Origin of the sequence: Faecalibacterium prausnitzii, assembly GCF_003324185.1 — a bacterium.
Taxonomy (GTDB): Bacteria; Bacillota; Clostridia; order Oscillospirales; family Ruminococcaceae; genus Faecalibacterium; species Faecalibacterium prausnitzii.
This window is the reverse complement of record NZ_PXUP01000003.1, coordinates 20,907-33,356: the sequence shown is the minus strand read 5'-3', so window position 1 is coordinate 33,356 and position 12,450 is coordinate 20,907. Positions and strand designations below refer to the sequence as shown.

At 59.5% G+C, this 12,450-nt stretch carries 9 protein-coding genes and 1 other RNA gene; 1 reads left to right on the top strand and 9 read right to left on the bottom strand.

Annotated elements, in window-relative coordinates:
• Positions 1 to 3 precede the first annotated feature (3 nt).
• The 6 genes from C7J97_RS02770 to C7J97_RS02745 form a co-directional block, all read right to left on the bottom strand.
• A complete protein-coding gene (locus tag C7J97_RS02770) occupies positions 4 to 1,518 on the bottom strand; it encodes an ABC transporter ATP-binding protein (RefSeq protein ID WP_113992051.1) in 1,515 nt (504 codons plus the stop codon).
• A 265-nt stretch (positions 1,519 to 1,783) separates the two neighbouring features.
• A complete protein-coding gene (locus C7J97_RS02765) occupies positions 1,784 to 2,965 on the bottom strand; it encodes a BMP family lipoprotein (RefSeq protein WP_113991973.1) in 1,182 nt (393 codons plus the stop codon).
• Positions 2,966 to 3,175: 210 nt separating this feature from the next.
• Positions 3,176 to 3,628 carry a cytidine deaminase gene (locus C7J97_RS02760; RefSeq protein ID WP_113991972.1) on the bottom strand — a complete coding sequence of 151 codons (453 nt, stop codon included), beginning with the start codon at positions 3,626 to 3,628 and terminating at the stop codon, positions 3,176 to 3,178.
• Positions 3,629 to 3,704: 76 nt separating this feature from the next.
• The gene (gene deoD, locus C7J97_RS02755) at positions 3,705 to 4,424 is read right to left on the bottom strand and encodes a purine-nucleoside phosphorylase (RefSeq protein ID WP_113991971.1); all 720 of its coding nucleotides are present in this window, start codon (positions 4,422 to 4,424) and stop codon (positions 3,705 to 3,707) included.
• A 70-nt stretch (positions 4,425 to 4,494) separates the two neighbouring features.
• A complete protein-coding gene (locus C7J97_RS02750; RefSeq protein WP_242983425.1) occupies positions 4,495 to 6,390 on the bottom strand; it encodes a M23 family metallopeptidase in 1,896 nt (631 codons plus the stop codon).
• 190 nt (positions 6,391 to 6,580) lie between these two features.
• Positions 6,581 to 7,492, bottom strand: a complete 912-nt coding sequence (locus tag C7J97_RS02745) for an RluA family pseudouridine synthase (protein WP_113991969.1) — start codon at positions 7,490 to 7,492, stop codon at positions 6,581 to 6,583.
• Between the two features lie 107 nt (positions 7,493 to 7,599).
• On the opposite strand from C7J97_RS02745, the gene rnpB reads away from it, so the two are divergent.
• Positions 7,600 to 7,937, top strand: an RNA gene (gene rnpB, locus C7J97_RS02740) — RNase P RNA component class A.
• Between the two features lie 229 nt (positions 7,938 to 8,166).
• Here rnpB and C7J97_RS02735 read toward each other — a convergent pair.
• From C7J97_RS02735 to C7J97_RS02725, 3 genes are read right to left on the bottom strand one after another with little or no spacing between them, the layout of a single operon-like run.
• Complete coding sequence (locus C7J97_RS02735) at positions 8,167 to 9,846, bottom strand: LCP family glycopolymer transferase (RefSeq protein WP_113991968.1); 1,680 nt, start codon at positions 9,844 to 9,846, stop codon at positions 8,167 to 8,169.
• Positions 9,847 to 9,862: 16 nt separating this feature from the next.
• Positions 9,863 to 10,216 carry a NusG domain II-containing protein gene (locus C7J97_RS02730; protein WP_015537827.1) on the bottom strand — a complete coding sequence of 118 codons (354 nt, stop codon included), beginning with the start codon at positions 10,214 to 10,216 and terminating at the stop codon, positions 9,863 to 9,865.
• A gap of 3 nt (positions 10,217 to 10,219) precedes the next feature.
• Entirely contained in the window at positions 10,220 to 12,148 is a 1,929-nt protein-coding gene (locus C7J97_RS02725) for an NAD(+) synthase (RefSeq protein ID WP_113991967.1), read from the bottom strand.
• Positions 12,149 to 12,450: the final 302 nt, after the last annotated feature.

Sequence of the window (12,450 nt, the reverse complement as noted above, 5' to 3'; positions counted from 1 at the left end):
GTGTTACTGCTCCTCCTTTCCCTGCTTGCGGGCGCCTGCCATATACAGACCCAGCTCCTGCACGGTGGTGGTCTTGGGGTCAAACTCGCCCACGATCTCGCCCTCGTACATTACAAGGATGCGGTCAGAAAGGTTCATCACCTCGTCCAGTTCAAGGCTGACCAGCAGCACGGCCTTGCCCTTATCGCGCTCGGCCACGATCTGGCGGTGGATGTACTCAATGGCACCCACGTCCAGACCACGGGTGGGCTGCACTGCCACCAGCAGCTTGGGGTCGCGGTCGATCTCGCGGGCAATGATTGCCTTCTGCTGGTTGCCGCCGGACATACTGCGCACGGTGGTCAGACTGCCCTGACCGCTGCGCACATCGTACTGCTCGATCAGTCTGTCAGAGTACTCGCGCACCTTATCGGCACGGATAAAGCCACCCTTCTGGAACTCCGGCTGCCAGTAGCGCTGCAGCACGATGTTGTTTTCCAGACTGAAATCCAGCACCAGACCGTGCTTGTGGCGGTCCTCCGGGATGTGACCCATGCCGTCCTTGGAGCGCTGGCGGATGCTCTCGTGGGTGATATCCTTGCCGTCCAGCGTAAGCTTGCCGCCAGACAGCTTGCTCAGGCCGGTCAGGCCGTAGATGAACTCGGTCTGACCGTTGCCCTCGATGCCCGCCAGACAGACGATCTCGCCTGCGTGCACCTTGAAGGACACATCCTTCACCACATCCTTCTTGCGCTGGTCATTGTGGATGGTAACATTCTCCACGTCCAGCACGGTCTCGCCGGGGTGCGCGGGCTGCTTTTCCACCTGCAGCTGCACGTCACGGCCCACCATGCGGCGGGAAAGCTCTTCCTTGGTGGTGTCCTTGATATCCACCGTGCCCATATATTTGCCCTTGCGCAGCACGGTGCAGCGGTCGGCCACAGCCATGATCTCGTTGAGCTTATGGGTGATGAACAGGATGGACTTGCCCTCCTTCTTGAACCCGCGCATGATCTCCATCAGTTCGTCGATCTCCTGCGGGGTCAACACAGCGGTGGGTTCGTCAAAGATCAGGATCTCGTTGTCGCGGTACAGCATCTTCAGGATCTCCACGCGCTGCTGCATACCCACCGAGATATCGCTGACGAGTGCGTCCGGGTCCACCCGCAGGCCGTACTTTTCGCTCAGCGCCATCACCTTTTTGCGTGCCTCGGCCTTCTGCAAAAAGCCCATCTTGTTGGGTTCCACGCCCAGAATGATGTTGTCCAGCACGCTGAAGCATTCCACCAGCTTGAAATGCTGGTGCACCATGCCGATGCCCAGTGCGTTGGCATCGTTGGGGTTGCGGATGGCGACCTCCTTGCCGTTTTTCAGGATCTTGCCCTGTTCCGGCTGATACAGGCCGAACAGCACGCTCATCAGCGTACTTTTGCCCGCACCGTTCTCGCCCAGAAGGGCGTGTACCTCGCCCTTGCGCAGTTGCAGGGTGATATCATCGTTTGCCTTGATACCGGGGAATTCCTTGGTAATGTGGAGCATCTCGATCACATAATCCTCTGCCAATCTGCTCACTCTCCTTTCGTGCCGTAACGACACCTTTTCTATACTACAAACCATTATACCTGATTTTTTGCGGTTTGCACACGGCTTTTTGATTTTTTGTCAAAAAGCACAAACAAAAGTATTACTTTTGTAAGGTCTGCACGATTTCCTACCTGATTCTCCCACACAGGCATACAAAAAGGGCGGGGTGCCCCTGCATGAGCACCCCGCCCCTATTACGGGAGTAATTCCGGGAAAGCGATTACTGGATGTAGTTGACCTTGGTGAACTCGCTGACGGTGGGCTTGGTAGCGTCGTCGGAGCTGTTGTCCACAACGAGCTCGCCGGAAGCGATCTTGGTCTTCAGGGTCTCGTACTCGTCCTTGGTGAAGGTCTTGAAGTTCCAGCTGTCATCAGCAGTGGGCAGACCAACGTACTCGCCGTCCTCCAGACCGAAGTTGCCGTTGGTGGCAGCGATCTCGCTCCACTCGCCTGCCTCGATGTCACCCAGAGCGGTGCTGACAGACTCAGACAGACCCTTCATAGCAGAGGTGACGAAGGGGTTGTATGCGTAGCCGTCCTTTGCCACGCCGTTGACACCGATGTAGTTCTGGTCAACGTCAACACCCACAACGTAGCCGTTGTTCTTCAGAGCAGCCTCGACAGCGGAGGTGTAGATGCCGCCGCCGCAGGCAAAGACGATCTGAGTGCCGTTGGCATACCAGCCCTCCATACGGGAGGTGATGTTGGCATCGCCGTAGAACTGGCCGCCGTAGAAGTAGTTGATGTCAATGTTGGTGCCCAGCTCCTTTGCAGCAGCGTCAGCGCCCTGCACATAGCCGTAGCCGTAACGGATAACGGCGGGCACAGCCATGCCGCCCAGGAAGCCCAGCTTGGTGTATCCGTCCTTAACAACGGCGTAGCCTGCCAGATAACCTGCCTGCTCCTCCTTGAAGGTGATGCAGTAGCAGTTGGCGGGGATGCTGTCGGTGCCGATATCGCCCTGGGTCACATCGATAGCGATGAACTTGACGTCGGGGTACTGCTCAGCAGCCCATGCCAGAGAGGCACCGTACAGGTAGCCCACGCAGACGATAACATCAGCGCCATCGTTGACAGCCTGACGGATCATGGTCTCGCGATCCTCATCGGAAGCATCGGAATCGGGGATGTAGTACTGGCAGTTGTCGCCCATGTAGCTGGAAACAGCAGCCCAGCAAGCCTGGTTGAAGCTCTCATCATCGATCGTGCCGGTATCGCAGGTCAGAGCGACCTTGGCGATCTTCTCAGCGCCGTCTGCTGCGCCGGAAGCGGCGGAAGAGCTGGCAGCTGCGGAAGAAGCAGTGCTGGTGGAGGAAGCGGAAGAACCGCCGCAGGCGGTCAGAGCAGCGGCAGCGGCAGCAGCACCGGCCACAGCCAGAAAGTTACGACGAGAAATCTTCATAAGAAACTCTCCTTTTATTTTAAAAAATTGCGTCAAAAGAATGAAATGTGCACTCTGGCACATTTACTGGCTCAAGTATAGCGGGTGGATGTGACAGATGCAAGCAATTTCCGATTACAAATTCTTTACAAATCCCTTGTATAATTTATAAAAAAGCAATGCTTATTCACCAATTTATCCCTGCTTGCGCTGTTTTTCGCAGAAAGACAGTTACTTCTCTTCCACAGCGCTGTTGCCCGCCACGTTGGAGGGGCCAAAGCCGAAGGGCAGCAGTTCGTCCATGCTGCGCTCAATGAAATCCTCCGGGGTCTTTGCCATAATGACGTTCAGCTCCGGCCCGCCGAACTCGAACAATGCCTGACGGCACACCCCGCAGGGCGAGGTGATCTGCCGGTTCACTTCGCCCCGGCGGCTGCCCACCACGGCGATATCCGTAAACGCGGTCACGCCCTCCGCCACCGCCTTGAACAGGGCGGTGCGCTCGGCGCAACTGGTGGGGGTAAAGGCGGCGTTCTCCACGTTGCAGCCGGTAAAGATGCGGCCGTCCGCAGCGCGCAGTGCAGCGCCCACCATAAAATCACTGTAAGGCACATAGGCCTTTTCCCGTGCGGCCAGTGCCATGCGGATCAGCTGCTGCTTTTCTTCCATGGTCAATTTTGTCATGCTGTTTCCTCCTTTTATGGGCAAAAACAGCGCGGCTGTGCCTTGGGGCGGCAGCCGCGCTGGAAAAATTATGCAATCAGTACTCTGCGCCCAGAGCGACCTTCATCATATCAGTAAAGCTCTTCTGGCGCTCCTCGGCGGTGGTGATGCCGGGAGCCACAAAGCTGTCCGAGATGGTCAGCAGGCAGGCGGCGTTCTTGCCCAGCACCTGCGCGTTGGCAAACAGCGCAAAGCTTTCCATCTCCACGCACAGGCAGCCATCCTCGTCCCGCAGCTTTTCCCAGTAGGTGGGCTTTGCGTCCGAGGGCTGGCGGTAGAACACATCCGAGGAGTGGATGTTGCCCTCGATCAGGGGGATACCCTGCTTTGCAGCGGAGACACGCAGCTTTTCGTTCAAAGCTGCGCTGGGCAGGGTGATGTTGCCGGTAAATCCGCTCTGTACCCGGGCGTAGTTGCTCTCGCTCACGGCGCCGGTGGCCAGAACGGTGTCGAACAGCTTGGCCTTTTCGGTATAGCTGCCGGCAGAGCCGATGCGGATGATGTTTTCCACGCCGTAGAAGCTGAACAGCTCGTAGGAGTAGATGCCGATGGAGGGCATTCCCATACCGCTGCCCATCACACTGATGGGACGGCCTTCGTAGGTGCCGGTAAAGCCCAGCATCCCGCGCACACCGGTCACCTGCCGGACATCCTGCAAAAAGGTGTCGGCAATGAACTTGGCACGCAGGGGGTCACCCGGCATAAGGACTGTCTTGGCGAAATCGCCCATTTCTGCGCTGATGTGAGGGGTAGACATAGATGATCTCTCCTTTTTATTCATGATACAGCAGAGGGGCTTTCCCCTGTGGAAAAGCCCTTGCTGCTATTTACCGATATTTGCTGCGGTTGAACACGTTCTGCGGTGCGATGTAAGAGCCGTTGCGCCGGATCTCGAAGTGGCAGTGGTTGCCGCTGGAACGTCCGGTGCTGCCCACATAGCCGATGAGCTGACCCTGCTTGACCGACTGGCCGGCGTGCACCACCAGCGACAGGCAGTGGGCGTACAAGGTGGTGTAGCCGTTGCCGTGGCTGATGATGATGGAGTTGCCGTAGCCGTTGCCTGCACCGGCGCGGTTATAGCCGGCCTTGGTCACCGTACCGCCTGCCGAAGCATAGATAGGCGTACCGGCGGCGGCGCAGATATCTACGCCCTTGTGGCTGCCGCCGTACCAGCGGGAGCAGTTCCGATAGCCGGGCACCGGCCAGATAAACTGTCCTCTGCCGGTGATATAGGATGCACCGGAGGACACCTTTTTGGTGCCCACCGTAACTTTTTCAGTCACAGGCTCCTTGGTCACCACAGTGCTCAGGATCTGCTGGGAAAGCTGATTGCCGTTTGCATCGTACACCCGCTGTGCCGTCACGGTGCGGATGCCGTTCTCACCCTTCTGGGTAACGCGCTTGGTGCCGGAGTTCAGCTCGTTGGATTTGGTGGTCTCGGTGGTGTAGGCGATCTCTTCCTCCCAGCTTTCCACCTTGGTGATGCGCACCTCCAGCGTTTCCTCCTCCCGCACCACGGTCAGTGCATCGCCGGGCAGGATCTTGGAGTTCTGGGTCAGGCCGTTTTCGCCGTTGGCTGTAAAGCCGGTGTTCATTTCGCACAGTTCCTTCACGGTCAGGCCGTTTTTCTGAGCGATAGACCAGATGGTATCGCCGTTCTGCACCGTGTAGGATTTTTCCGCCTGCTGCACGCCAGAGAGCAGCTGCTCCACCTCGGCTTCCTCCTGAAAGCTCTCGTTGAAGTAGATGCCGTTTTCCAGCGTGACATCCTTGTTGAAGCCCACGGTGGTGTTGGGGTCGTCCGGGTTCTCGTAGGGTTCCAGCAGGCTGCTGATGTATCGTTGCAGACCGGTGCCGTCCGCGCATACGGCGGTCAGCTCGCCGTCCAGATACAAAGCCGTACCCTCGCTGATCTGGTCGCTGGAGGTTTTGAGGATAGCGTCAGCCACGTCATTTTCGTCCATCACGTCATGGGCGACGGTCACGGAATAAGTAGGCTCCACGGTAAAGCGCGCCTGCTCTGTACCGGAATAGTTGATACGCTGCTGCACAGCCTCCAGCGCAGAGTTGAACACCTCTTCGTTGGCCACATAGCCCACAGTTTTATCGTCCACCTGCACCTGCAAAGCGTAAGGCTGACGGATGGTGGTCTGGAACACCGTCACCATAACAGCCAGTGCTGCCGCCGGCAGCACATACATGGCCATGCGAGGCACAAGGCGGATGTTATCGGCGATGCCCTCCGCAATGAAGTGCCCGCTTGCGCGCAGCGCAGCGCCAAAGCCTTTTTGCTTGCGCACCCGGTGTGCGTGGCGCAGCAGCGCCCCGGTGCCCCGCAGGGCAAGCACCACCGGGCCAAACAGATCCCGCAGCAGCCGCGCCGCCCCGGGAAAGGCCATGGATGCAATATTTTTCAGCAGATCTCTGCCCATCTGCAGCAGACGCTGCAGCCCGTGCTGCAAACGGCGCCCGGTACGGATGACCGCATACTCGGCGGAAAAGCCGATGGCGTACAGCGTCTCGCCCACCATGGGCGCTACGGGGTTGTGCAGCAGCTTATGCCACAGCGTTTCCCGGCGGTGCTGACGCTTGCGGCGCAGTCTGTGCCGCCGCAGCACACCCCGGCACTGGAGCTGTGCCCACAGCGAGCGCAGCTTTTGGCGGCGGGTCTGCCGTACCGGCTGCGCAGCGGGCTGCTGCTCCTTTATTTTATCTTCAGTCAACGGGATTTTTCTCCTTCCTGCGCTGCTGCAGGGCATTTTTCCGGCCCGGAACACAACAGCTAGATGGTGTACGTTCCCCTGTTCAAAAGGCCAACAGGGCCTGTACACAATACACTCTCTTTTTATTATACACTTTGCATGGTTTGAAACAAGCGCTTACATAAAATTTGGCTATTTTTTCACGCAGTTTTCACGAAAAGAGCGCTTCCATATCCGGCGGCAGCGGGCTTTCCACTGTGACGGTGCGCAACTGCAAAGGCATTTCCACCCGGATGCCATCCGGCAGCGGGGTGTATACAGGCACGGCAAAGCTTTGCCTGGCGCAGTGCAGCGCCTGCCGGGCAATGCGCTCCCGGCTGCCGCCGTAAAGATCATCCCCGGCAAGAGGATGGCCGATGGACGCAAAGTGCACCCGGATCTGATGGGTGCGCCCGGTCACCGGCACGCAGGCTGCAAGGCTAAGGCCGTTTTCTTCCTTTATAATAGTATACTCGGTGCGGCTGGGCTTGCCCTCGGGGGTAACGCAGCGCCCGATGATGCTATCGCCCCGGCGGCCGATGGGTGCATCGATTGCTCCTTCCCCCAGCGGCAGCGCGCCCTGCGCGATGGCATAATACAGCTTTGTCACCCTGCCCGCCAACAGCGGCGCGGCGTAGGCGTTTTTGGCCGCCAGTACAAGGCCGCTGGTGTCCTTATCGATGCGGTTCACTGGGCGGAAAACCGGGCTGTGGCCGTGGGCAGCCGCCCACGCCGCGTAGCCGTTGGCCAATGTGCCCCCGGGGAAGTTCAGAGTGGGGTGCACCGCCAGCTGCGGCGGCTTTTCCAGCACCACCGCAAAGGCATCCTCGTAGACCACGTTGACCGGGATCTCCGGCTGCGGGGTCACGCCATCCCCCTCCGGCGGCAGCGCAAAGGAGAGCATCTGCCCGGGGTAGATGCGCCGGTTTGCCAGCACAGGCACGCCGTCCGCAAAAAAGCCGCCGCCCCGGAACTTGACCGCCCGGGCAAGTTCCGTAGAGACGGCACACTGGCGCAGAAAGCTGCGCACCAGCACCCCATCGTGGGTGGTAGCCGTATCCGGCACGGCAAAATACAGCTGCATGGCCTGCCCTCCCCCTGCAAAATTCACAAAAACACAAATGATATTATAACAAAAATCCGTTTCACTTGCAAATCTTACTTTTTTATGGTATCATGAGGAACGGAAAACGAGTGGAACATACGGCGGCGGGGCGGCTTTGACCGCTCTGAGGAAAGTCCGGGCCTCACAGAGCACGGTAACTGCTAACGGCAGCCGAGGGTGACCTTAGGGAAAGTGCAACAGAAAACAAACCGCCGCAGCAATGCGGTAAGGATGAAACGGCGAGGTAAGAGCTCACCAGCGCATGGGTGACCATGCGGCTTTGTAAACCCTACCGGAAGCAACGCCTATATGGGACGTACAGCGCTGCTCGCGTGTCCCGAAGGCGGCACGAGCCTGTCAGCAATGGCAGGCCTAGACAGATCGTCGTTTAATACAGAACCCGGCTTACGGTCTATCTCGTTTTCCCTTTTGTGTTTTTGCGCTGTCTGCTGTTGCAGGCAGCTTTTTTGTTGCAGCAACGTAAAAAGAGGCCACCGCACAGGATTTGTGCAGTGACCTCTTTGTTGCATGCAAGACTATTGAAAATGCCCGCCGCGTGCGCTTTGGGCATATTCAGCGGCATAATCATTTTTAATTGCACCCGGGAAAATCTGCGGATTTTCCCGGGTTGCCTTTTCACGGAAAGGGGTTGCTCAGTTCCCGCTTGCGCCCAGAATGGCGTCCAGCACGGTGGAGGCGGCGCTGTACAGCGAGCCTGCGGCCTGCTCCACCTGCTCCTGCGTGGGCAGGCTGACGGCGGGCGTCTCGGTGCTGCCGCCCTCGGCGGGAGCAGTCGTTTCCGGCTGGGGCGTCTCGGTGGCAGCGGGCTGCTCGGCGGGCGTCTCCGCGGGCTGCTCTGCCGGCTGCTCAGCGGGCTGCTCTGCAGCCTGCTCCGGCACGCTTTCCGCCGGTACTTCCACGATCACGCTGTCGGCAGGCGTCTCGGGCACCGAGACGGCGGCATCGGGGTCGGTGGTGGGGGTGTACACATCCGTCTTTTCCGGGGTCTGGGTGGTGGAACTTACCGTGCCTTCGCCGCCCATCACCGCCGCGATCATCTCTTTGGCCTTTGCCACAGAGGCTTCGTCCGGCTTCATAACATAGAGCTTCTGCCCCTTGGCAGAGTAGCACTTGGTGCTGCTGCCGGAGGTGCCAGTAACGGTGTAGCGTTCAATATTCCACTCCGCAAAATCGCTCAGCTGCATGCGCACCAGCGCGCTGATCTGGTTGGTAGAAAGGCTGGTGACAAAGCTGTCGGCAACAGCGTCCAGAATTTTGGTAAAGCCCATCAGCAGCGCCGGGGACTTGATCTTGTTCAGCATGGCGTCGATCACCTTCATCTGGTTGATGCCGCGCTGCACATCGCCGGTCTTGAAGGCGTGGCGCTCGCGGGCAAAAGCCAGCGCAGCCTTGCCATCCAGATGGTTCCAGCCCTCCACAAAGGTGGTGGGGTCGTAGTAACCGGGGCTGCCCACCGAGGTGAACGCCTGATCGGAATACACGTCCACACCGCCCAGCGCATCAACAATGTCGATAAACCCTGCAAAATTGATACGGATATAGTGCTCCACGTTCACACCGTACAGGTTGCCGAGGGTGTCCATGCTGGTCTGCACACCGTAAAGCCCGGCGTGGGTCAGCTTATCCTTGCTGTTTGTTCCGGCAAGGTCCACATAATAATCGCGCGGGGTGTTGATCAGCACCACCTGCTTGGTAACGGGGTTCACTGCAGCAATGATATTCACATCGCTGCGCGCTTTTTCCGTCAGATCACCGCGGGTATCCACGCCGCTCAGGTACAGCACAAAAGGCTCTTTGGTGATCTTATTGGCCTCGGCGTTGCTCAAAAAACCGTTGGTCATATTGCCCAGCGCGTCGAGGCCCTGCTGCGCCCACACGCAGCCCACCGCCATGGCGGCGCACAGCACCACCGAGAACGCCCGGGACACTGTGCCTGCAGTTTTGTACTCCTGACAGCGCTTGACCAGCAGCCACAGCAGCACCAGCAGCGCCGCCAGCACCACCAGATACAGCACCGGCAGCATCTGGGTGCGCCACAGCTGCACCAGCGCCAGAACGCTTAAAATTGCCTGTACGATCAGCAAGATCTTCCCTCGTTTCGGGGGCTGGTACGCCCCATTCTCCCCGCCAGCAGTGTTGCGGCGGGTGTTTTGCTGCGGGCGGCGGGGCGGCGCAGCCTGCTCCGGCGGCAGCTCCGAGAAAAACGCGGCGCTGTCCACCACCACAGTGGCGTCCTGCTGCTCAGCCTTGTGCAAAAGACGGTGCAGGGAACGACCGTCCTCCTTGCGGGAATGCTCGTTTTCGTCCAACATGAGAATACTCCTTTTTTCAGCCCACCGGAACGATGGTCAGCACGGCGCGGGCAGGCAGACAGGTGGCGGTCTGATCCTCCGCCGACAGCCAGCCAAAGCCCTCGCAGATGTGATCCGGGCAGGGCGATTCAATAAACCGCGCTCTGCCGTCCTTTACCTCTATATGCACCGTATAATAACCGGTGTCCACACTGTAAGTTTCGTCCTTTTCCAGCGGAATGTCCAGCACGGCGTTCGCGTCGCCGTAAATCAGCTGGGCAGTCAGTTTTCCGCCGGTGGCGTTGTGGCTGCGCACGGCCAGCAGCACCGCTGCGATGGCCAGCACCACCACTGCAAACAGGATATTGGTCAAAAGCTTTTTGTTCTTCATGGCTTACTGCTCCCCGGGTTTGAGCTGCTCCAGCTCTGCCAGCCAAAGGGTGGCACAGGCGTCGCTGGGCATCCGCCAGTCGCCCCGGGGCGAAAGGGTCACGCTGCCCACCTTGGGGCCGTCCGGCAGGCAGCTGCGCTTGAACTGCTGAGCAAAAAAGCGCCAGTAGAAGTTGCGCAGCCACTTGTACAGCACGGCATCCGTGTACTCTGCCCTGCCTGCAAAGGCCACCTTTGCCAGCCGGTAGATCTTTGCCGGGCCAAAACCGCAGCGCAGCACATAATACAGATAAAAATCGTGCAGCTCGTAGGGGCCCACCAAGTCCTCGGTAATCTGTGCAATTTCGCCGTCCTTGGCGGGCAGCAGCTCCGGCGACACCGGGGTGGCCAGAATATCCAGCAGCACATCGTGCAAAGCAGCGGTGGCAGCAGTCTCAGCTTCGTACTGCACCAGATAGCGCACCAGCGTTTTGGGCACACCGGCATTCACGCCGTACATGCTCATGTGGTCGCCGTTGTAGGTCGCCCAGCCCAGCGCCAGCTCCGAAAGGTCGCCCGTGCCCACCACAAGGCCGCCGGTGCGGTTGGCAAGGTCCATCAGCTCCAGCGTGCGCACCCGTGCCTGCCCGTTTTCAAAGGTGACATCCAGCACAGTCTCGTCCTGCCCGATATCCGCAAAGTGGCTGCGCACAGTGTCGGCGATGCGAATTTCCTGAAAGCTTACGCCCAGCTCCCCGCACAAAATTTCGGCGTTGCTGCGGGTGCGCTTGGTGGTGCCAAAGCAGGGCATGGTCACCGCCAGCACATCGGCGGCGGAGCGGTGCAGCTGCTTCATGGCGCGCACTGCCACCAACAGGGCAAGACAGCTGTCCAAGCCGCCGGAAATGCCAATGACCGCCGTTTTGGCGTGGGCGTGCTCCAGCCGTTTGGCAAGGCCGTCGGCCTGCATCTTCAAAATCAGCTCGCAGCGGGCGGCGCGGCGCTGCGGGTCACTGGGCACAAAGGGCGCGGGGTCGATGCGGCGGGTGAGCACCGTTTCTTCCGGTGTAAGGTCAAATTCCACCGTGACGTAGCCCTCGGCGCTGTGCTCAAAGCTGGTGTTGCGAGCACGCTCGGCCTCCATGCGCTGGCAGTCCAGCTCGGTCTCGGCGTGGTCGCCCGCAAAGGGCGCAGTCTCGGCAAGGATGCTGCCGTCCTCGGCGATGAGGTCATGCCCGGCAAACACCATGTCGGTGGTGCTTTCGCCGTGCCCTGCCGAGGCGTACAGGTAGCCGCACAGCAGCCGGGCAGACTGGTTTGCCACCAGTGCGCGGCGGTACTCGGCCTTGCCCACGGTCTCATCGCTGGCAGAAAGGTTTGCAATGACGGTCGCGCCCGCCAGTGCGTGGAAGGTGGAGGGCGGCAGGACGCTCCACAAGTCCTCGCACAGCTCTACGCCCAGCACAAAACTGGGCATCTGGCGGCAGCGGAACAGCAGCGACGTGCCAAAGGGCACCTGCTGCCCGCAGACGGTCACCGTCTGCACCTCGGTGCTGCCGGGGGTGAACTGCCGCTTTTCGTAGAATTCGCCGTAGTTGGGCAGGTAGGTCTTGGGCACAATGCCCAGCAGCTGCCCGCGGCACAGCACGGCAGCGCAGTTGTACAGCTTGCCGTGCACCAGCAGCGGCAAGCCAACCAGCACTACGGTGTCCAGTGCGCGGGTCTGCGCAAGCAGCCACTCCAGCGCATCCAGTGCGCCCTGCTGCAAGGTGCGCTGCAAAAACAAATCGCCGCAGGTGTAGCCGGTAAGGCAAAACTCCGGGAAAACCGCCAGCTTTACCCCCCGCTGCGCGGCAGTTTGCAGCTGTGTCAGAATCTGCTGTGCATTATAGGTGCAGTCTGCCACCCGCAGCGCGGGCGAAAAAGCAGCCGCCTTTAAAAAACCATCTTTCATAAGAGGATTTCACATCCTGTCTGTTTCAATGTTGCCATGGTGACCCATGTTGACCATAGTATACCACAAACCGCATAAAACGGAAAGTAACAGACTGGTAAAAGAAGTGTGAACGTGGGAAAACCCTCTCAGTCTCGTTTTTCCAGTTAGCGACTTCCCGGAGTGCACCCCTTCCGTCTGCTCACTTCGTTCGCAGCCACCCGCTCCCCACTCTGTCGCCAACGCGACATCTCTCCCCGGCCGGGGAGAGTCTGTCCAAGGGGACGGCTTTGGGCGGTGATAGCAAACTTTCCGGCAGTGCA